General features: G+C 70.5%; 21 protein-coding genes and 1 pseudogene. 11 read left to right on the top strand and 11 right to left on the bottom strand.

Translation table 11 applies throughout. From position 1 onward, the window contains the following. Positions 1-309: 309 nt before the first annotated feature. A complete protein-coding gene (locus tag ACSNOH_RS01200) occupies positions 310-1212 on the bottom strand; it encodes a hypothetical protein (protein WP_436719239.1) in 903 nt (300 codons plus the stop codon). Between the two features lie 276 nt (positions 1213-1488). Between ACSNOH_RS01200 and ACSNOH_RS01195 the strand changes: the two genes are divergently transcribed. Next, the gene (locus ACSNOH_RS01195; RefSeq protein ID WP_436719318.1) at positions 1489-1767 is read left to right on the top strand and encodes a hypothetical protein; all 279 of its coding nucleotides are present in this window, start codon (positions 1489-1491) and stop codon (positions 1765-1767) included. A 24-nt stretch (positions 1768-1791) separates the two neighbouring features. Here the strand turns inward: ACSNOH_RS01195 and ACSNOH_RS01190 are convergent, their stop codons facing one another. After that, positions 1792-1953, bottom strand: a complete 162-nt coding sequence (locus ACSNOH_RS01190) for an MmyB family transcriptional regulator (RefSeq protein ID WP_436719312.1) — start codon at positions 1951-1953, stop codon at positions 1792-1794. Positions 1954-2050: 97 nt separating this feature from the next. Then, positions 2051-2632 (bottom strand): annotated as a pseudogene (locus tag ACSNOH_RS01185) (helix-turn-helix transcriptional regulator); the annotation flags it as partial. Between the two features lie 265 nt (positions 2633-2897). Here ACSNOH_RS01185 and ACSNOH_RS01180 point away from each other — a divergent pair. Then, on the top strand, positions 2898-3434 hold the full coding sequence (locus ACSNOH_RS01180; RefSeq protein WP_436719238.1) for an SDR family NAD(P)-dependent oxidoreductase: 537 nt from the start codon (positions 2898-2900) through the stop codon (positions 3432-3434). A 120-nt stretch (positions 3435-3554) separates the two neighbouring features. Beyond that, positions 3555-6614, top strand: coding sequence for a Tn3 family transposase (locus ACSNOH_RS01175; protein ID WP_436719237.1), 3060 nt, complete (start codon positions 3555-3557; stop codon positions 6612-6614). A gap of 75 nt (positions 6615-6689) precedes the next feature. Here ACSNOH_RS01175 and ACSNOH_RS01170 read toward each other — a convergent pair whose 3' ends face one another. From ACSNOH_RS01170 to ACSNOH_RS01150, 5 genes are read right to left on the bottom strand one after another with little or no spacing between them, the layout of a single operon-like run. Continuing rightward, positions 6690-7211: an AAA family ATPase gene (locus ACSNOH_RS01170; RefSeq protein WP_436719236.1), complete on the bottom strand. Its 522-nt coding sequence runs from the start codon at positions 7209-7211 to the stop codon at positions 6690-6692. Between the two features lie 56 nt (positions 7212-7267). Beyond that, a complete protein-coding gene (locus tag ACSNOH_RS01165) occupies positions 7268-8134 on the bottom strand; it encodes a glycosyltransferase family 2 protein (RefSeq protein WP_436719235.1) in 867 nt (288 codons plus the stop codon). Beyond that, positions 8131-9360, bottom strand: coding sequence for a hypothetical protein (locus tag ACSNOH_RS01160; protein WP_436719234.1), 1230 nt, complete (start codon positions 9358-9360; stop codon positions 8131-8133). The genes ACSNOH_RS01165 and ACSNOH_RS01160 overlap by 4 nt, the downstream gene beginning before the upstream one ends. Continuing rightward, positions 9357-10064: a hypothetical protein gene (locus tag ACSNOH_RS01155; protein ID WP_436719233.1), complete on the bottom strand. Its 708-nt coding sequence runs from the start codon at positions 10062-10064 to the stop codon at positions 9357-9359. The genes ACSNOH_RS01160 and ACSNOH_RS01155 overlap by 4 nt, the downstream gene beginning before the upstream one ends. Beyond that, on the bottom strand, positions 10061-11218 hold the full coding sequence (locus tag ACSNOH_RS01150; RefSeq protein ID WP_436719232.1) for a glycosyltransferase: 1158 nt from the start codon (positions 11216-11218) through the stop codon (positions 10061-10063). The genes ACSNOH_RS01155 and ACSNOH_RS01150 overlap by 4 nt, the downstream gene beginning before the upstream one ends. A 148-nt stretch (positions 11219-11366) precedes the next feature. On the opposite strand from ACSNOH_RS01150, the gene ACSNOH_RS01145 reads away from it, so the two are divergent. The 5 genes from ACSNOH_RS01145 (at position 11367) to efp (ending at position 15032) form a co-directional block, all read left to right on the top strand. Then, on the top strand, positions 11367-12347 hold the full coding sequence (locus tag ACSNOH_RS01145; RefSeq protein WP_436719231.1) for a helix-turn-helix domain-containing protein: 981 nt from the start codon (positions 11367-11369) through the stop codon (positions 12345-12347). Next, positions 12344-12913, top strand: a complete 570-nt coding sequence (locus tag ACSNOH_RS01140; protein WP_436719230.1) for a peptide deformylase — start codon at positions 12344-12346, stop codon at positions 12911-12913. Before ACSNOH_RS01145 ends, ACSNOH_RS01140 begins: the two co-directional genes overlap by 4 nt. 46 nt (positions 12914-12959) lie before the next feature. Then, complete coding sequence (locus ACSNOH_RS01135) at positions 12960-13475, top strand: hypothetical protein (RefSeq protein WP_436719229.1); 516 nt, start codon at positions 12960-12962, stop codon at positions 13473-13475. An 8-nt stretch (positions 13476-13483) separates the two neighbouring features. Then, the gene (locus ACSNOH_RS01130) at positions 13484-13702 is read left to right on the top strand and encodes a hypothetical protein (protein WP_436719228.1); all 219 of its coding nucleotides are present in this window, start codon (positions 13484-13486) and stop codon (positions 13700-13702) included. Positions 13703-14492: 790 nt separating this feature from the next. Continuing rightward, positions 14493-15032 (top strand): elongation factor P, encoded by a 540-nt coding sequence (efp, locus tag ACSNOH_RS01125; protein ID WP_436719227.1) that lies wholly within the window; start codon positions 14493-14495, stop codon positions 15030-15032. Between the two features lie 261 nt (positions 15033-15293). Here efp and ACSNOH_RS01120 read toward each other — a convergent pair whose 3' ends face one another. Then, on the bottom strand, positions 15294-15941 hold the full coding sequence (locus ACSNOH_RS01120) for a recombinase family protein (RefSeq protein WP_436719311.1): 648 nt from the start codon (positions 15939-15941) through the stop codon (positions 15294-15296). 109 nt (positions 15942-16050) lie between these two features. Here ACSNOH_RS01120 and ACSNOH_RS01115 point away from each other — a divergent pair, with 109 nt between their 5' ends. The 3 genes from ACSNOH_RS01115 to ACSNOH_RS01105 all read left to right on the top strand — a co-directional run bounded on the left by ACSNOH_RS01115 (position 16051) and on the right by ACSNOH_RS01105 (position 17422). Continuing rightward, the gene (locus tag ACSNOH_RS01115) at positions 16051-16488 is read left to right on the top strand and encodes a hypothetical protein (RefSeq protein WP_436719226.1); all 438 of its coding nucleotides are present in this window, start codon (positions 16051-16053) and stop codon (positions 16486-16488) included. Then, on the top strand, positions 16485-16685 hold the full coding sequence (locus ACSNOH_RS01110; RefSeq protein ID WP_436719225.1) for a hypothetical protein: 201 nt from the start codon (positions 16485-16487) through the stop codon (positions 16683-16685). Before ACSNOH_RS01115 ends, ACSNOH_RS01110 begins: the two co-directional genes overlap by 4 nt. Before the next feature lie 254 nt (positions 16686-16939). Continuing rightward, on the top strand, positions 16940-17422 hold the full coding sequence (locus ACSNOH_RS01105) for a hypothetical protein (RefSeq protein WP_436719224.1): 483 nt from the start codon (positions 16940-16942) through the stop codon (positions 17420-17422). A gap of 638 nt (positions 17423-18060) precedes the next feature. Here ACSNOH_RS01105 and ACSNOH_RS01100 read toward each other — a convergent pair. Together ACSNOH_RS01100 and ACSNOH_RS01095 are read right to left on the bottom strand one after the other, a co-directional pair. Continuing rightward, positions 18061-19488, bottom strand: a complete 1428-nt coding sequence (locus tag ACSNOH_RS01100; RefSeq protein WP_436719223.1) for an MFS transporter — start codon at positions 19486-19488, stop codon at positions 18061-18063. Next, positions 19485-20141 (bottom strand): TetR/AcrR family transcriptional regulator, encoded by a 657-nt coding sequence (locus tag ACSNOH_RS01095; protein WP_436719222.1) that lies wholly within the window; start codon positions 20139-20141, stop codon positions 19485-19487. The genes ACSNOH_RS01100 and ACSNOH_RS01095 overlap by 4 nt, the downstream gene beginning before the upstream one ends. Between the last annotated feature and the right edge of the window lie 51 nt (positions 20142-20192).

Genomic DNA, 20192 nt, shown 5'->3' with positions numbered 1-20192 from the left:
CACTCCAACTGGCGCAAGACGGAGCAGCTCGCTGCAATCGCCTGACCAATCCAGTTTCGACAGATGAAGATAACGGGCAAGTAGTCGATGGAGCGGTTAATCTAACAGAAAATCCTCAGGAACTCAGGGCGCCCCCGAGGGGGCGCCCTTCGGGCGTATCGCCTCCAGCAGCCCTGGCCTTGTTTTGAGGGTGTTCACGACTCTGCTGAACAATTCCCGTTGGTCACGTGGTGATCACATCGCGAGATTACGCCACCCCGGGAACCCTCGGTCACTCACACGGTCCGAGGAGCCGTACTCGGGCATGTGTCATGCCGGGGGCTTCTGCAGCCAGTCTGCTTCGGTGGTCCAGAACATGTGGCGCGCGCCGAGGTAGTTGTGGGCGAAGTCTGTGAATCGTTCGCGGGTGTACGGCTTGCCGGTCTTGGGGTCCTTGGCGTTGATGTCGGGTTCCTGGACGGCCATCGCGACGAGGGGGAGGGCGTCCTTGTACTCGTGGAGGAACTTGTAGGAGTTCTCCATCTGGTACTTCCGGTCCGGCAGGGTGTCCGGTCCTCCGATGCCGATTTTCTTGTCCCTGGCGAGGTCGAACATCTCCTTCATGCGCTGGTGGTCGTCGTCATCCGGCAGGAAGTTGACGTACTGGATGAACTGCGTCTTGGTGAAGACCTGCTTGCCGTAGAGCATGTTGTCGATCTCGGCATCGATGTAGGACTTCGAGGTGTACTTGGTCCGGTCCTGCTTGGTGTCCACCTCGACCGCGGTCTCCGGAAGGTTCACCCCGGCGAGCTTGCCGTCGAACTTCTCCGCCATCGCCTTCAGCATGGCCTGGAAGTCCGCTCGCACCCTTTTGTTCCACTGCGCGACCATGGCCCCATGGGTGGTGGGGTTATCAGGGTTCTCATCGATCGTCGGTGCGAGCCCGCCCTCGTCCTTCACATACTGAGGAACGTTGGCGTCCTTCATGGCCACATCGAAGAACCGGTCCTGGACCTGGACGAACAGCTTCTTGTGGCGTTCCTGTAGGTACTTCAGGGCGTTGTCCAGCCGCGACCACTTATACTCCCCCTTCTTCCCCTCAAGGGCCTTCCAGGGCGCCACCACCTGCACGCCACCGATGTCCGTACGGTCAATCATGGCCTTGACCTTCGGGTCGTTGCCGGACACGGCATCCTCGAATGCGCCCAGCGACATGTACAGATTGTCCGTCACCTTGTCATGGGACACCGAGGCAGCGGCCTTGCTGGCAGCCGCCTTGCCGGGGGCAGGAGCCCCGGCGGCCGCCCCGACGGTAGCCGTCAAGGCCACGGCCGTGAGGACAATAGATCCGACTGCACCACGTTGCGTCATCATGAACGAGACGCTAGAGGGAAGTTCTTAGCGAAAGATAAGAGCGTGCATCGCCACTCCTGGTACCGGCACTCACTTGCCACCGGATCTACAACCCGTAACGACGTGATTGATGCCCAGTCCCGTCCGTTCTCCCTGGTGACCACGGACGACGAAACCCGGAGCGCCGAGCATCACCGGTTCGGGTACCTTTGCGCGTTGTACGTCGCGGCGTGGCTGTATGCGGAGCCGGAGGAGCTGGAGAGGGCAGACCGTGAGGTGGTGCACGTGCTGGAGAAATCCCTGGCCGCCGGCTACCGCGCCTACCGCCTGGGCATCTGGAAGCGCGGTGGCCGCACCCGCAACCACTACCTGCATGAAGGCGGCGTCCGTGCGGGTCGCCGCCGGAGCGGTCTTCCCAGTCGCCGGGAGCCGTGAGCGCGCAGGGCGCGGTCGGTGGTGTCAGGTGGTGAAGGTCTGATTGCCGAGGACGCGGAGGAATTCCAGGCGTTCGGCGGCGTCGGTGCCGGGCTGGGGCCGGTAGAGGAAAAGGCGGTTGCCGGTGCTGGGGCTCAGGACGACGTCGCATTGCAGGTCGAGGCGGCCGACGCGCGGGTGGAGGATGGTCTTGCGGGTGGAGCGGACGGTAGCGACCTCCCAGTGCCCAGATGGCGGAGAACTCCTCGCTGCGCTCGAGCAGGTCGTTGACGAGTTGCTCGCCTGCCGGGTGGGGGCCGTGGCGGAAGACGGCCGCGCGCAGGTCGGCGACGATGACGCGGCCGAGCGATGCGTGGTCCTCCTGCGGGTAGAGCCGGCGGCCCTCGGGGTGGGTGAACCAGAGCCAGGCGCCGTTGCCCTCCCGGCCCGGGCGGTTGGCCAGCGGTCCCAGCAGCGCGACGGCCGCGGCGTTCTGCACGATCACCGTGCCCAGCTCGTCGACGATCTGTGCGGGGGTGTCGGTGATGGCGTCGACGATGTGCATCAGCCCGGGGTCGGCATAGCCGTCGGCGGAGCGGTGTTGTGGGGGCTGGTAGCCGGCGACGGCGTAGAGGTGGTCGCGTTCGTCGGTGGACAGTCGCAGGGCGCGGGCGAGGGAGCCGATCAGGGCTTCGGAGGGGTTGACTCCGCATGCCTGTTCGAGGCGTTCGTAGTAGTCGGTGGAGATGTTCGCCAGCATGGCCACTTCTTCGCGGCGCAGGCCGGGGGTGCGGCGCCGTCCGCCGGGGATGAGGCCGACGTCGGCGGGGCGCAGGGCCTCGCGGCGGGCGCGCAGGAAGCGGCCCAGCTCTCTGCGGTCGGTCATGATCGGTTGCTCCCTGGCGGTACGGCGGGCGCTGGGAGCAAGCCGGGGCCGGGCGGGCTCGCAGGCGCTGACATGACCAGCTTGGTACGTCCGCACCCGGATATCCACGCACTGCCGGACCGACGATAAACACACCGTGGATACTCCCCGGTGCCCGCAGCAGGCTGGGAGACAGCCGCCGGGAGGCCTCCTCCCGTACCGGTGTTTACGCACGTAGACGGTGTCGTGAAGGCAGCCGTCGAGCACTGCTGAGGAGCCTCATCCCATGGCCAAGTGGACCAGCGCCCGCATCCCCGACCAGAAGGGCCGCACGGCTGTCGTGACCGGGGCCAACAGCGGCCTGGGCTTCCAGACGGCCCGTGAGCTGGCCCGCCACGGCGCCCACGTCGTGATGACCGCCCGTGACCGTACCCGCGGCACCGCCGCCGTGGAGCGGCTCCTGGCCGAGCAGCCCCGGGCGAGCATCGAGCTGCGCCTGCTGGACATGTCCGACCTGGACTTGGTGGCCGCCTTCGCACAGCAGATCCTGGACGATGGTCTGCCGGTGGACGTCCTGGTGAACAACGCGGGCGTCATGTGGCCCCCGCACCGGCTCACGCGGCAGGGCTACGAGCTGCAGTTCGCCACCAACCACCTCGGCCACTTCGCACTCACAGACCTGCTGCTGGGCCGGCTGGAGAAGTCCGCCGCCGAGGGCCGCGACGCCCGTGTGGTGACGGTCAGCTCCGTCGAGCACCGCGGCGGCACCATCTTCTTCGACGACCTGCACGGCGAACGCGCCTACGCCCCGCGCGCCTACTAGGGGTCCGGCCGGTATTGCTGCTGGATTGAACGCTAAGGGCTCTGGCCAACGCTGCGTATCAGTTTGATCACCAGAGAGGCGGCTCCGTGCCTGCGGCCTTTGGCCGCAGGTTGACAGGCCGTGCCGATTGAGTACCTATCGGATGATCAGGTTGCCCGGTACGGGCAGTTCGCGGGCGAGCCGTCGGTCCAGGAGCTGGAGGCGTTCTTCCGGCTGGACGTCGAGGCGCTGGAGGCGGCCCGGTCGAAGCGCCGTGCCCACAACCGGCTGGGCTGGGGTGTGCAGTGGGGCACCGTGCGCATGCTCGGGACGTTCTTGTCCGAGCCGGGCGCCGTTCCGACGTCGGTGGCGGATTTCGTCGCGGAGCAGTTGGGTGTCGATGATCCGTCGTGCCTGAAGCTGTACCCGGAGCGGTTGCCGACGCAGCACGAGCGCGCGCGGGAGATCCGGGGCCTGCTGAGGCTGTGGGACTTCGAGGAGGGCGACCTGCCGCTGCGGGAGTACATCGCGGGGCGGGTGTGGGTGTCGAACGAGGGGCCGCGGGCCTTGTTCGACCGGGCGGTGGCATGGCTGCGGCGCAACCGGGTGCAGTTGCCGGACATCTACCAGCTGGTCCGGCTGGTCGGTGAGGTCCGCACGGGCGAGCAGGCGTTGATCTATTCGGTGGCGGACGCGCCTGTGACGCCGGAGTTCCGCCGGGAGTTGCTCCAGTTGCTGACGGTGCCGGAGGGATCGTCGGTGTCTGTGCTGGAGCGGTGGCGCAAGGCGCCGAGGGACATCTCCGGGAAGGGGCAGAAGGCGGCGCTGGAGCGGGCCCGGGACATCCGCGCGCTGGAGGCGCGGGAGCTGGATCTGTGGCGGGTGCCGCTGGTGAAGCAGGCGGAGCTGGCCCGGTACGGGCTGTCCACGCACGCGCCGACGTTGCGCAGGTTGGCGGAGCCGCGGCGGGCGGCGACGCTGCTGGCGACGGTGCGGCACCTGGAAGGTGCGTCGGTGGATGATGCGCTGACGCTGTTCGAGTTGCTGATGTCCACGAAGCTGCTGGCCCGCGCGGAGCGCGAGGACGGCAAGGCCCAGCTGAAGAGGATGCCGAAGCTGCGGAAGGTCGTGGCGAAGGTCAAGGGCGCGGTGACCATCTTCATGGATACCCCCGTGGTGGAGGAGGCGGAGGGCGAAGGGGAGCCTGAGCCGCTGAGCGTGGCGGCAGCGTGGGAGCGCATCGAGCAGTTCGTCACCCGCGAGGAACTGGCCAAGGCCCTCGTCGAGCTGGGCGAAATGTTCCCCGAGGGCGACGATGAGGACGCCGATGCGCTGTGGCGCAAGCAGCTGCTGGACCGCTACGCCACCGTACGGCCGTTCACCTCGCTGCTGGCCACGGTGGTGCCGTGGGGCGCGACGGAGGCCGGGGAGACGGTCGTGGAGGCGCTGCGGGCGTTGCCGAAGCTCCAGGCCAGGCGCAAGCCCGGCCCCGAGCACATCGATCAGTCGCTGCTGGACGCCACGTGGCGGCGCCTGGTCGTGGGTAGCCCGGTGCTCACCCCGAACGGGCTGATCGACAAGCACGCCTGGACGTTCTGCGTGCTGGAGGCCCTGCACACCGCGCTCAAGCGGCGCGACGTCTTCGCCAAAGGCACGGACGTGTGGGGCGACACGCGGGGAAGGCTGCTGTCCGGCGCCGCCTGGGACATCGCGCGGCCGAAGGTCCTGTGTGCGCTGGAGCTGCCGAACACCGCCGGGGAGCACTTGAGGGAGCTGGAAGTGCTGCTGGATGCGACGTACCGGCATGTTGCTGAGGGCCTGCCGGGGAATGCGGCCGTGGACGTCGTGGCGGGCCGGATCCGTCTGGACCGGCTTCAGGCCGAGCCCGAGCCCGTCGGCTACAAGATGGTGCGCGATGCGGTGCAGGGGATGCTGCCGAGGGTGGACTACCCCGAGCTGCTGCTGGAGGTCCACGCCCGTACCGGCATGCTGGATGCCTTCGAGCACATCAGCGGCAAGGCCGCCCGCCCGGATGACCTCGACATCACCCTCACCGCCCTGCTGGTACACAAGTCCACGAACATCGGTCTGGAACCGGTCGTCAAGCCCGGCGACAAGGCCCTGACCCGCTCGCGGCTGACCGCCGTGGACTGGGGGTACTTCAACACCCCGGGCATCGGCGCCGCCTCCGCCCTGCTGGTCGAAGGCCAGGGCGGCATCGACATCGCCGGCGACTGGGGCGGCGGCCACGTCGCCTCCGCCGACGGCATGCGCTTCACCGTCCCCGTGCGCTCCCTGCACGCACGGCCGAACCGCAAGTACTTCCCGGTCTCCAGTGGTGGGCGCGGGGCGACGTGGCTCAACGTCGTCTCGGACCGCGTGATGGGCCTGGGCGGCCTCGTCATGCCCGGTACCCTGCGCGACTCCCTGGGCATCCTGGACGCGGTGTTCAACCTCGACACCCGTGAACGGCCCGAGATCGTCATCACCGACACCGGCTCCTACAGCGACCTGGTCTTCGGTCTGTTCGCGATCTGCGGCTACCAATTCTCCCCGCGGATCGCCGACATCTCCGACGCCCGGCTGTGGCGCTTCGACATGAGCGCCGACTACGGGCCGCTGGAGCCCGTATCCCGCCACCGGGTGCAGGTGGAGCGGATCCGCACGCACTGGGAGGACATGCTCCGTGTCGCCGGCTCGCTCCAGACCGGCAAGGTGCGGGCGTACGACCTGCTGGGGATGATGGCCAGCGGCGACCGCATGACCGGCCTGGGGGACGCGTTCGCCCACTACGGGCGGATCTTCAAGACCCTCCACCTGCTCCAGTTCATCGACTCCGAGGCATACCGGCGCATGATCGGCGTCCAGCTCAACATCGGCGAAGGCCGCCACGCACTCGGGCGCCGGATCTTCTTCGGACGGCTCGGCGAGCTCCGCCACGGCTACCGCGACGGCATGGAAGACCAGCTCGGCGCCCTCCGCCTGGCCCTCAACGCCGTGGTCTGGTGGAACACGCTCTACATCGACGCGGCGGTCAAGAAACTGGAGGCCGGGGGCGTCACCATCTCCCCCGAGATCCGCTCACGCCTGTCCCCGCTGGTCCACGAGCACATCAATTTCCACGGCCGCTACCCCATCGTCCGCTTCCACGACGACGGGGCCCTGCGGCCCCTGCAGGAGCCGGGCGAGTCCGAGGAGTAGAAGGACGGGTACGCCCTGGGCGGGGGCCGCCACACTCCCCGTCCAGGGCACCGGCAGCGTACGGGCAGCAGCCCGTCAGCCGACGGCCGTGAGCACGGCGCCGGGGTCGCCGGTGTAGACGACGGCGTGCTCGTCGTCGGCCGGGGGCTCGAAGCGGGCGAAGAAGTCGTCCAGCGCGGAGGCGCTCACGGTGAGGGCGTTGGCGTCCGCGCGCTGGTTGCGGTCGGCCAGGCGCCGCAGCAGCTCGTCCCGGTCGACCGGCAGGTAGACCAGCCGCCACCGGCCACCCGCGGCCTCGACCAGCTTCTTCCAGGCGTCGCGGTCTTCGCGCAGCCACAGGCCATGGTCGAGGACGACGTCGTCCCCAGCAGCCAGGTGCTCGGCGAGCCGGCGGCGGATCGCCTCGACGACGGGGCGTTCGCGCTCGAAGTAGGTGTCCTCGGGGTAGTCGACGCCGTAGCGGCCGTGGAGGCGGTGGACCTCCTCGTCCACGGACAGCCGGACCATGCCCCGGTCGGCGAGGGCCTGGGCGAGGGTGGTCTTGCCGGAGCCGGTGATGCCCACCAGCAGCACCGCCGTCGGTACGCGCTCCGTCACGTCGACCTCTCCCCTCTCGCCGGGCCTCGGCCTCCATTCTCGCCGACCGGGCCCGGCTACCGGTGGCCGTTCGCCGCAGGTGGCCGCCATCCGGTGACGATGCCGCGGGCCTCGGCCGCCCAGCCCGCCGGCAGGCCGTCCAGGTCGACGCGGCGAAAGCCCAGGCGCGGGTCGGCGACGTCGATCCGCCCGTGGTGCTGACTGATGTGGTCCAGCAGCCGCCCGGCCTCATCGCGGACGGCCGGGGTGTGCTCGGCCCAGGTGCCGGAGGCGAAGTTCTCCACCCGGCGCCGCAGGTCGTCCAGGACGCCCGAGCGCCACTTGAAGTGGTGCACGCAGGCCAGCGTGTCCGGGTCGGGTCTCTGGCCGGGGGCTCGGTGGTTGCCGGAGGCCACGGAAACCTCGGACCGTGCGAGGACGATCTTGCGGGGGTCGCCGCGCAGGAGCCGGTGGGTGAGGTGGCCGCCGAGCGGGAACGCGCGGTCCAGCCCGGTCTCCGGCCGCCAGTGGGCGAGCCGTCCGTCGGGGGCGACACGGTCGAGCATCAGCCCGCCCACCACCACCCGCCCCGCTCTCTCCGCCGTGACGATCACCTTCTCCAGTGGGGCCGGGAAGGTGTGCAGCTCGTCGGAGTCGGCGAGCAGGTGCCAGCCGGGCCCGGCCTGCTCGCGCAGGGCGTCGCGGAGATCGGTGTTGGTGTGCTCGTGCCACGGCCCGGCACTGACCGTCGCCGGGGTGATGCCGAGCTCGGCGGCGGTGGCCAGCAGCTGGTCCCGCCAGGCCGTGGGGACATGGTCGGGGAAGTGGAAGGCGAGGCGGAAGTCGGTGATGCCGAGCACGCGGTAGTGGGCCGTCCAGGAGATCAGCAGGGCCGGTTCCACGGGGCCGATCACCGCGACCAGCGCGGGCGGGACGGGTGTCATCGCAGCTCCTCGATGAGGCGGGTGTACGCGGTGGTGAGGAAGGCGGCCTGCTCGGCCGCCGTGGCCATGCCCAGCACCGCCGGGGCCTGGGGGCCGGGGCGCTCGGGCGGCCCGGCGGCGAGGCCGTCAAGAACCGCGGCGAGGGCGCCGTCGTCGCCGGCCGGGAAGAGCCGCACCCACGGCTGCCCCGCGAAACGGGCGGTGAGGTCCGGGTCGTGGTCGGAGACGAGCAAGGGGACGCCGAGCCGGGCGGCGTCCATGACCAGCCCGGACTCCTTGCCGACCCCGGGCCGGCGGGTGACCAGGGCTGCGTCGGCTGCGGCGTAGACGAGGCGGAGGACCTGCTCGACGACAGGACCGGGCACCGTGTGGAGGTGGACCTGCGGCAGCTCGTGCCAGCGGAAGAGCATCTCCTCGTCGAGCGGGGTGCCGGTGACCACCAGGTGCAGCGATGCGGTGAGCCGGGCGAGGGCGGCGTCGACGGTGGCGATGTCCTTGTACGGCCACCAGCCGCCGACCAGGCACACCGCCACCGCGTCGGCGGGGATGCCGAAGGCGGTGCGGGCGCCGTCCCGCTCGGCCTCGGTGAGCCGCTTCCCGTCGTCCACCGCGAAAGCCCGCACGGCCCCGGCCAGGCCCGGGAAGGCGTCGGCGAACTGGTCCCGCACGGCGGCCGTCGGGTACAGCGCGACCACCCGCCGCTCGCCCCGGCGGGCGATGCGCCCGAGCAGCCGCACTGGCGCGTCCTCCGTGGTGATGGCCTCGTGGAGGAACCGTAGGTGGGGCTGGCCGCCGAGGAGGGCGGCGGCGCCGTGCAGGGCCTCGCTCGCGCTGAGCACGACCACGGTGGCCGGTTCCCGGACTAGCCGGCGGGCCGTGCGCAGGCACGCGGCCTCCGTCAGGCACCGGGCCAGGAGGGTGACCTGGTGCGGGGCCCGCCGCAGCGCGCGCGGCCACCGTCGGGAGGCGAACGCCTTCTGCCCGGCGGTGGAGACGGCGCCCGCCCAGTGGGCGGCGGCCAGCAGCACGGCCGCGAGGTGCCCGCGGGTGCCGGTGACCAGGTGGGCGCCGGCCTGGCGGAGCGGGCCGGGGTCGGCGGCGCCGTACGGGGCGATGACCCAGCTGCCGGGCCGCGCGGCGGCGAGCGCCGTCAGGGTGCGCGGGTGGTGCCCGCCGAGCCGGTGGGCACCGGGCTCGATGAGCACCAGCGGGGGCTCGGCGGTCATCCGGCGACCGCCTGCTCGCCGTGCGCGGCCGTGAAGTGCTCCCGCAGCCACGCGGGGTCGTTGAGCAGGTCGAACCGCTCAGGGTCGCGGGCGGCGTCGCGGGCGAAGGCGATGCCGTCGCGGGCGCCGGTCGCCGCGTAGGTGGCGAAGTCGCCGGTGCTGCTGGATGTCCAGGCGTCGATCCGGGCGCGGGCGTCGGTGTCGTTCATGCCGTACTCGCTGCCGCGCGCGAGCATCGCGCACTCGCGGAAACCCGCCTTCCAGGCGTGGTACGGGCTTTGGTTGAACCTGGTGGTCCCGGCGGTGTCCTGGCAGAACTCGACCTTGCCGGGGAGGGCGGCGAGGACGTCGACGGCCTCGCCCATCTCCCGCAGCGCGTCCCGGCGGATCAGCTTCAGCCCGCCGTAGCCGTACGTCAGCCCGTTGACCGGGTTGACCGCCCGCCACACCCGCATCGAGACCCCGGCCGCCAGCGGCTCGACGCCGACAGCCGGGAAGCGGGTGTCGATGGAGAAGTCGCCGTCGGCGAGGAAGAACTGCTCGGTATCGGCCAGCTCGGCCGTCAGCAGGTAGGCGCGGCGCATCCCCCGCACGCCGTGCAGGCGCTTGACCGTGCCGCCCAGCACCCTCCCGAGCCGGCGGTGCAGGGCGTTCGCCATCGGCTCGTCGTAGGAGAGCAGGACCGCATCGAAGGCGCTGGTCATGCGATCGCCTCCAGGTAGCGGGCGGCCACGGCCGAGGGGGCGAAGTCGGCGGTGGAGGCGTGCGCGCGCTTGGCGTGCACCCGGTAGAACTCTCCGTCCGTGGCCAGCCGGGCCGCGATCCGTACGGCTTCGTCGTCGGTGACGAAGAGCAGGTCGTCGTCGATGTGCTCGGCCAGCCACCCGGTGCGCGGGGCGATGACCGGCAGGCCCATCCCCTGGCAGTCCACCACCGACATCGACCACGGGCACCCGGGCCGGAACGGCGCGATGCCGAAGTGGGCGCTGGCCAGCAGATTCCGGTAGTGCACCCGGTCCCCGCGGTCCGAGGCGACCGTAACCCCGTCGAGGGCGGCGAGCTCGTCACGGTGGCGTTCGGGGCTGGGATCGAGGCGGACGCGCTCGGGGCTACGGGTGCCGAACAGGTCCATCACCGTCAGCTCCACCGGCGCCTCGGCCACCAAGCGCCGGGCGAGGGCGGTGAAGCGGGCGGTGCCGTAGTGCGCGTACAGGCGGTGGTTGTAGATGGCGGCCGCGCGGCCGTCTGGCGGCGGGAGGACGTCGGCGGGGTCGCGCACCAGGCGCTCGTCCCTGGGGGCGGGCACGGTGTGCAGCTTCTCGGCGAGGTCGACGCCCATACGGTCGGCCGCCGCCGTGGTCCAGGCGGCGGCGGTGGCGGAGTGGACCAGGACCCGGTCGCATGCGGCGAGGCCGGCGGCGAAGGCCAGCAGCACCGGCCGGCCGAGGCCGCCGTCGTCCATGGAGGGGTCGAGCTCCAGGTCGCCGTCGTCGGTGAAGGAGAAGGGCAGGTAGTGGCAGTACCCCGCGATGCGCGCGTTGGTGCCGGCTTCGAGGAGGGCGGCGCGGATCGCGGGGGCGGCCTCGATCTGGTTGGCCACCACCACCTCCGGCTTCGTCCGGCGGACGAGGGCGACGAGCTCGTCGAGGCCGGGGTCGAGGCGGGCCCGGTACTTCGTGGACGGCGAGATGGTGGGCGCGAAGCCCACCCGGGCATCCCCGGCCGGCGCCGGGGATGCCACGGTCACGTCCACCCCGGCGTCGGCCAGAGCGGGGGTGAGGAGGTCGGCGAAGGTGAAGCCGGAGTCGGCCGAGAGGCGTCCGGGGTTGGAGATGTTCAGCAGGTACAGCAGCCGCATGATGCTTTCCCCTCCTGCTGGCCCGGGTCCGTCCGGGCCGGTCATGGGAAGGAAACCGGGGTCAATAGCGGTGACGGGATGGTGAATCGGCCTCACTCACGGTTCACTCACCCTCGTCACCAACCAGCCGGCCGGGCGGGAGTCCTTGATGGGAGAACAGCACGATGCGGTGACCGTGGAGCAGGCGGCGGAGGCGTTCGCGGCCGAGACCGCCTACTGGCGCGAGGTGAGGGGCCTGTCGAAACGGGCTCTCGCGGCGGCGATGGGCTTCGATCCGTCGTACGTCAGCCACGTGGAGTCCGGGCGGCACAAGCCGACCGAGGACTTCGCCCGCCGTGCCGACGAGGCCCTGGGCGCGGGCAAGGCCATCTGGAAGCGGTGGTGCGACTACGAAGCGGCCAAGACCCGCACCGGTCGGGCAACAGTCCTCGCTCCGGCCCCGCGAGCGGTGGCCGAGCAGCCGTACGCGACCGGATCGGCGCTCGTCGTCGAGCACGACGCCGCCCGGCTCGACTACGACGGCCGCCTCTACCGACTGACGATGCGCCGGCGCCTGCGGAACACCGGCTCCGAGCCGGTGACCCGCTACCTGATCCGCATCAGCGTCGACCGCTACCCCGGCGAGCCGGAGCGGTCCAACGCCCACTACCGCACCCACCCGTTGACCTGGGAGGAGCTGGAGCTGAGCGCGACGTGCCGGGGGGAGGCGATGCGGTGGGAGGCCAAGCACGACCGCGACGCCTTCAAGGAGGTCTGGCTGCTGTTCGAGAACGACCAGGGCCGCTTTCCGCTCTACCCCGCCGAGTCTGTGTGGATCGAGTACGCCTACGGCGTGGGGGATGAGAAGTGGGGCCGGTGGTTCCAGCGGGCGGTGCGGCTGCCCACCGAGCACCTGGAGGTCCAGCTCGCCTTTCCCGCCGCCCTCGACCCGGTCGTGTGGGGGACCGAGACCTCCATGAGCGCCGAGGCGTCCCCGCTGCGGACCGCCCCCGTGCGGCGGGACGAGAACGGGACGCGGTTGTTCTCCTGGACGACCTCCACACCGCCCCTGCACGCCCGGTACCGTCTCGAATGGCGGTTCCGAGCGGCCCGGCCCGAACCCCAGACGAGCGACAGGGAGCTGACGTGACGACGGTGCGGCCCAGCGAGCAGATGCGTGACCTCGGCGTCGTGCAGTACGGCGCCCCCGTCCTCGCAGAGGTCGCCCGGCCCTTCGCTCTGCCCGCCGAGAAGGACACCGCCGAGCACACCGTCGAGTCGCTGTTCGCGGCGATGGAGCGGATCGCGCATGTGCACCCCTTCGCCAAGGGCATGGGCATCGCGGCTCCGCAGATCGGCATCGGCCGGGCGGCGGCCGTCGTCCAGCCCGCCGACCCCGCCGCCGCGGCGATCGTCCTGCTCAACCCCCGCATCACCGCGCGCTCGGAGGAGATGGACGAGCAGTACGAGGGGTGCCTGAGCTTCTTCGACGTCCGCGGCATGGTCCCGCGCCCCCTGACGATCACGGTGGTGACCACCGCCATGGACGGCACCGAGGTCACCACGGTGTACGAGCGCGGCCTCGCCCGGCTCATCGCTCACGAGATCGACCACCTCGACGGCCACCTCTACACCGCCCGTATGCGGCCCGGCGTCGAACCGATCCCCGTGGAGGAATACCGCCAGACCGGCCGCGCGTGGGCGTACGACCAGTAGCCTCCTCGCCCGTGCCCTGGTCCAGGCCGGGCTCGTTGGGCCTGGTGTGACCGACGAGCTGATCGCGACAGCACAGCGCAGCTGGTCCTTCTCCACGATCTCCACGCCCCGGCGGCGGGTCGCCGAAGTCGTCCACCAGCCCGGCCCCGACACCTACAGCGACCTCGTCCGGGATGCGCTGGCCGCCGGTTTCGCCTGGGGCCGTGAAGCGATGCCCGTGGTGACCACCGCCGTACACGTCGCAGGCGGCTGCTTCCACGCCCTCACGCTGACCGGCCCAGGCACCCTGGTGGCGCCCGAGGAACCGGTGCCGCTGTCCTCGGCCTGGCTGAAGGCCGCGTTGGACACCCTGGAGGCCGTGGTCATAGTGGTGCCGCCCGGCACCTTCGACGACGACATGCCCGAGCAGGCCGACCGCACCGACCACCCCGACGCCTGCGCCGCCCACCGCACGAGCCTCAATGCCGTACGGACCGGTGGCCGCCTGCTATGGGCCGCCGCCCGCCTCCGCCTCGACCACCCGCCGGTCGATGCGCCACCGGCCGGGACGTCTCCGGCATGATCCTGGATATGGACACAACGCGCTGGGTGGAGACCGGAGTGCACGGGCTCCAGGCCCGACACGGCGAGGACGGCAGCGTCTACACCCGCACCGCCGGCGGCGAGCGCACGATCGACGTCGCCAGCCTCCAGCAGCTCGCCCAAGGCGTCGGGCCCGGGACCGCCGGCGACTCACCATGGACACCGGACCTCGCGCGGGCCGTCCTGCACTCCCTCGGCATTGTGTGACGTCAACGCGTCGTACCCGCCGGTACAGCGCATTTTCCCGACGTCTTGACGTCACGGTACGCCCGGTGCCGACGCCGGTAAGCACGATCTTTGCAGCGATTCGAACAGTACGTACTATCCCGGCGCCGGGAGGCGCCAGCGTAGGTCATATGCCCGCACACCGGGCACAGCAGCCGCCGCAGGAGGCGCTTGTTGTCGGTGGCCACGGCCTGGAGATACACCCGGCCGAAGGCGCCGATCCACTCGGTGGTCAGCCGGTCTCGGTATGCCTGGGCCCGGCAGGCGGGCCCGCAGTACAGGCGCCGCCGTGTCGCCCCCTTGGGGAGCACGACGCGGCAGACGTAGCAGTACCGACGGCGGGCCATACCTCCAGGATCGCTCGCCCGCCGTCGGTACGGGACGGGCGAGCGACCTCTGACGGTCAGCGCGTTGGCATCCTCGCGGCGGTTCCGGTCGGCGAGGCGTCGCAGCAGCTCGTCCTTCTCGACGGGCAGGTAGACCAGCCGCCACCGGTCGCCCGCGGCCTCCACCAGCTTCTTCCAGGCCTCGGATCAGTTGCCACCGAAGCTGGACCGGCTGATCGTTGACCGGGGAGTGACCGACGTCTGACCGTCGGGTCGGAAACGCCACCCTCATGCCCGACTTCTGGGCGCCACACGGCGTGACAATTTGGCAACTCAGGGTATGCGTCCAACGTCGTGATGGCCACAGCCGCGCCGGAGTGCATCTGCCGCAACGAGACGGTGGCCTGAGCGGGACCGCGTCAGCACACAACGAGGAGTTGTTTTCCGTGGCTACTTTGGACGATTTCAGGAAGGGCCTGAAGCTTGAGGTCGACGGCAGGCCCTACGTCGTCATCGAGTTCCGACGCTGCGGGAAACCGGCCTCCGTGCGAGCCAGGCTGAAGGACCTCGGCTCCGGCGAGATCATCGAGAAGACCTTTGGCGCGGACGCCAAGATCGAGTTCGCCGATGTCGAAGAACGGTCGATGCAGTACCTCTACCCGGAAGGCGACGGCTTCGTCCTCATGGACACAGCCACCTTCGAGCAGCTCACGGTCGACTCCGCCGTCGTCGGCGACGCCGCCAAGTACCTGACCGAGGGTTCTGCGGTCGACGTAACGCTGCACAAGGGCCGCCCGCTGGCCATCAGTATCAGCTCTGTGGTCCAGCTGGTCATCGCCGAGACCGGGCCGCCCGCCCAGGGCGACGGCACCAAGCCCGCCACCCTGGAGACCGGAGCCGAGATCAAGGTCCCGCTGTTCGTCGCCACTGGCGACAAGGTCAAGGTCCACACGCACGACGGTCTCTACCTCGAACGGGTCAGCTAACAGCAGCCGCTAATAGCTGGCTCCCGCCGACGCGATCACCCGGGTGGTGAAGCCCATGCCGGGCAGGCCGGCGTCGTCCAGGGCCTGCCGCAGTCGCTGTTCGGGCGCGTTGCTGGTGGGGGCAGTCGGGCACGGCCAGGATCTCGATCTCCACATCTCCAGGGTCGCGCGCCCCGGCGCCGTACTGGCCGAAGGGGCCGACCTGCCCGGGCCGTGCGCCGAGCGGGGGCGCGCCGCCCTTCGTCCGGTGGGGTCCGGGTGTCACTCGCCGCTCCCTGCGGTGTGGGCGACCTCGGCCGTGCGCGGGCCGGGGAGTTCCCCTTCTGTCAGGGCGGCGAAGTCGGCGTGGGCCTGCTCGACGGCTTCGGGGTACGCCTCGCGCTTGGCGTGCTCGGCGAGTGCCCGGTAGACGCTGGCGACCGAGGGGTTCTGGCCCTTGCGCTTGCCGGTGGGGATGATCAGGTCGGGCTGAATCTGCTCGACAGACTCGCCGCCCGCGCGGCGCCGCAGCACGGTGTGCAGCATGTCGTCGGTGATGACCGACGGCCGGCCGCCGTGCTTGCCCTTGCGGGCCGCCGTGTCGAGACCTTCCAGCGTCGACTCGCGGATGTTCTCCCGCTCGGTCTCCGCCATCGCCGCGAAGAACGCGAACAGCAGCTTCCCCGGCCCGGTCGGGTCGTAGATACCCGGCACGGGCCCGGCGAGCATCTCCAGGACCAGGCCGTGAGCGGTGAGGTGGTCGGCGAGCGCGGTGAGCTCGGCGGCGTCGCGGCCGAGCCGCTTCATCTCGTACACCGTGAAGATGACCCGGCAGTGCGGGGCGTGCGCCTTGACCTCCCTCGCGGTCCGCAGCGCCTCCTCGAACTTCGGGCGGACCCGCACCCGGGTGCTGATCTTCTCGCTGAAGATCTTGTCCCTCGGGATGCCGTGAACCGGGCGCCGGGCTCCGTGAACCCGGCCGGTTTCGACTGCTGAAATCTGTTGCGCTCATCGCAAAGCATTGCGCAGACTGAATCCCATGACCATGTACGAAGAGATTGCCGCAATCCTCCACCCGACACCCGACCCCGAGAACTTCCCCGAGGAGGCCCGGAGCGAGATCTGGGCGGACATCGCCGAAGCCCGCGAACGGACCGCCTTCAACCTCGAAGCCGCCTGGGACGCCCACGGCGACGACGCCGAACCCCTGCTGTCCGCCCTCGCCGGCGCCCGCCGCCGCCGCGAAGAAGCCGAAGCCGACATCCGCCGCCTCGTCGCGTACGGCCGCGAGTTCACCCGGCCCCGCCCCTACAAGCTCGCCGACCTCGCGAACGCGGCCGGGATGTCCATCTCCGGCGTCCGCACCGCCTACGACCACGAAGAAGTCGCCGCCGTCCAGCACGCCACCGGCCTCAAGCCCCGCGAATGGCGGGCCACCAGCCCCGACGACCCCACCGAGGACGGGAGTACCGCATGACCGCACCGGCTGACGACGCGTTACCGGCCGCCTGCACCTGCCCGAAGCCGTGGGAGAACCTGATCGCCGTCATCGAGGGCCAGGCCCCGGCTGCCCGGCCCGCCCGCACCCTCGGACCGGCCGCCGCCCTCTACCGCGCCCACTGCGCGAACTGCGGCGCCGAGTACCCCGGCCACTGGCGCCTCATCCGGGTGTGAGTAGTCGGGGTACAGAAAATCCCGGTGAGAGCGATCATGGTCGGTTTCTGCGGCCTCGCTGAGACGAAAAGATCGTCGAGCGGGTGCCGGTGCTGGTTTCCGCACGATTCCCTGTTCTACGTTAGGCGCACATTAAATTACTTTGTGTGGTTATCGAAACGTGTCGTGGGTAGGTTCGGCCCGCGCCGGACGCTGGGGCGAAGACCGGCGGACCGGTAACCGGGAAAGCCGTCGATGACAGGAGGGCCCACACGATGTCCACGCAGGCCGACAGGACTGCCGATGAGGCGGCTGGCAAGACCGAGGAACCTCTGAGCACGTGGCTGGAGGGGCACCACCGCGTCGACCTCGCTTCGGATGCCGCCGAAGAGCGCCACATCTACGCCCAGAACGCAGACGGCAGCCCGGTCTACGGCGAATCCGCCGAAGTTCAATCGACCGTCGACGTCGCAGTGCCGTTGCACGGGGCTCTCACCCTCGAACTGCACATCGAGCAAGACCCCGAGAAGGGGAGCCTGTCCTGGCGACTGGGCTGCGCTGTTCCCTTCCGCTCCCCGGTCCGCCTGGGCGAGGCCAAGGGGAGCTCCAGTGAGAGGGTATCGATCACGTTCCAGAACGAAATCGCCGACGGCAGGGCCACGCTCTACCTCAAAGGCCCGTATTTCCGCTTGCACAACGACAGCAAGGTCATGGGGAAGCACGTGACCTTCGACGTCAAGCTGTGCCGCGCCTTCTGAACCCTGCGGCCCAGCGTGTTTGAGGGTGTGGAGGTAGAGGGCCCGCTCCATCGCCGCCCTCGCTCGCGACCACGGCGTCAGCCGCGGCGCGATCCGCACGGCCGTCGCCGACCTCCTGCCCGACCGCACCGTCGAGCAGGAGGGCATCCCAGCCCTGGAGCTGCCGGCCACCCTCGACACGCCCGGCAAGGTCGCCGACTTCCTCCGTGCCGCCGAACTAGAGCCCGCCGAGCGGACCGCCTCGACCACGGTGTGACCGTACGGCGCGGCCAGGGCTACACCCTGCGCGTCAGCGCCCTCCCCGCCGTGCACCGCCAGTTCCTCGCCCGCTGCCAGCCGCTCGACGGCGGCCCGGGCGCTTCGACGGTCCCGGCCCAGCGCAAGGCCCGTCGCGAGTACGAGATCGCGTCAGCACCCTCACGCCGAGACCATGATCGTTCTCACCGGGATTTCCTGTGCCCCGACTACTCACGCCCGTCATCCCCGGCCAGCGCCAGACCTGACCTGCGGCAAAGCCCTTAGCGTTCAATTCAGCAGCAATACCGGCGAGACCCCAAGTGTCAGCAGACGACGGCGTGCCGCCACTGAAGATCGGTCTGGTACATGACCGGATCAGCCCGGGCGTGTTCGGCGGTTGCTCAACTGTTTGAGTGTCGAGCGGGTGCTGCCTGTGGTGTTGGTGCTTGCGCCGGGCGTGAGGCGGTCGTGTCGTCTCCTTCCTGGTGGGCCGGGCGCCGGGGCAGTCGCGACGCGGGCAGCAGGCCGAGAGCGGCGAGTGCGGCCAAGATCAGCGCAGTGGAGTTCATGGTCGAAGCAGCGGTGCCGGTTGCGCTGGCCGCGACGGCGATGCCGAGGGTCGGCCCGATGTTCATGGCGGTCTGCTTGAGTCCGCTGACGACCCCGGCGTACCCGGGTGGCGCGTCACCGACGACGGTCCCGGTGGCGGTGACCATCACGGTGGCGAACCCGGCACCGATGGCGGCAAAGGCTGCAGCCATGGCCATCCATGTGCTGGCGGGACCGAGCCGGGACAGCCCCGCGATGCCGACCACGACGAGGACCGTACCGGCGATCGCGGTGCGGCGCGCACCGTACCGGCGCAGTGCGGCGACCGCGGCGGGTGAGCCGAGGACCATGAGCACGGTCAGCGGGAGCACGCGCAGACCGCTGTCGAGTGGGTCGAGTCGAAGTACGTCCTGGAGGTAGAAGGTGGCCCTGAACAGCGCGCCGAACAGCCCGGCGGTGGTGACCAGCAGGATCGCCATCGACGCGGTCACCGGTACGGACCGCGCTACGGCTGGTGGAACGATCGGGTGCGTGGTGCGGCGTTCGTGCCAGGCGAGCACCGTTGCGACGCCGATGACGGCGAGGAATTCGAGCAGCGTCGGCGCGGCGGTCCACCCCCGCGCGGGTACGTCGGCCAAGGCGTGGACCAGGATTGCGAGCGCGACCGCTAGCAGGCCCGCGCTGGTGAGGTTGAGCCGTGGAGAGTTGCCACGTTGAGGTGCCGGCGTCCGCGCGGCGAGGGCGAGGACGGCGATGACGAACGCGAGGGGCACGTTGACCCAGAACACGGCGCGCCACCCCAGATGAGCCACGAGAACACCGCCCAGGAGCGGACCGGACCCTGCCGCCACCGCGATCGCACTGGTGCGAATGGCGATCGCCTTGCCGAGCCGGTCCGCGGGATACGCCAGCCGTAGCAGCGCGAGCGTCGCAGGTTGGAGGAACGCGGCGAACCCGCCCTGCACCGCGCGCAGGACGATCACCCAGCCGACGCCCGGCGCGAGCGCGATCCCGGCCGAGGCAGCCCCGAAACCGAGGACGCCGACGAACAGCAGGCGCGGGTGCCCGTACCGATCCCCGAGGCGCCCGGCGATCACGAGCAACGCGGCCACGGCGACCAGATAGCCGGTGCTCGTCCACTGGATCTGCGCCACGCTCGCGCCGAGATCACGCTGCATGCCGGGCTGCGCCATGAGCAGGATGGTTCCGTCCAGTGCGACGATCACCGCGCCGACCACACTGACCAGAAGTGCAATCTGCCGCTGTGCGGGTGCGGTCATGAGGTCACCGGGCCGAGATGGGCGTCCAGAACTGCCGCGATGAGCCGGTCGCGTTGGTCGTCGTCGGGGTCCCCGTCCAGCGGTGGTGCGCCGAGGGCGAGTTGCAAGCTGCCCCAGGCCCACAGCTGGGCCATGCCGTGCAGGTTCGACCACAGAGCGGCGGCAGTCACCGCAGGCGGCGGTCCGGCCTCGTTCGACCCGTCGGCGCGTCGCGCGGCCTCCCTCTCCGATAGGCATCGGGCGACAAGTCCGGTGAAGTGCCCGAACAGCGGGAGGGTCGACTCGCGCAGCCTCGGTTGGTCCGATGCCTGCGCCGCGCCGTCAAGCAGGTCGTGCCGCCACATGAGCTCGAACATGCCGCGGCGTTCCAGCGCGTACCCGACGTACGCCCGCGCGAGAGCCTCCAGCTGGCCGCGCGGTGTGGTCGTGCCGGCGACCGCGGCCTCGAACATGGCTGCAAGGTCCTCGAAGCCGCGACGCCCGATAGCCGAGAGCAGCGCGTGGTGCGTGGGGAAGTACCGACGCGGCGCCCCGTGCGACACCCCCGCCCGACGGGCTATTTCCCGCAGGCCCACGGACGCGGAGCCCTCGGTCAGCACAAGGTCGACCCCGACATCGATCAACCGCTCCCGAAGGGGGCTCTCATCAGTCATAGACACTGTCTACCACGCATTGGTAGACAGTGTCTACTCATTGAGTGCGTG

The organism is Streptomyces sp. URMC 127, from assembly GCF_051386535.1.
Classification (GTDB): Bacteria; Actinomycetota; Actinomycetes; order Streptomycetales; family Streptomycetaceae; genus Streptomyces.
Note: the sequence above shows the minus strand (reverse complement) of the source record. Positions and strands in the feature narration are given on the sequence as shown.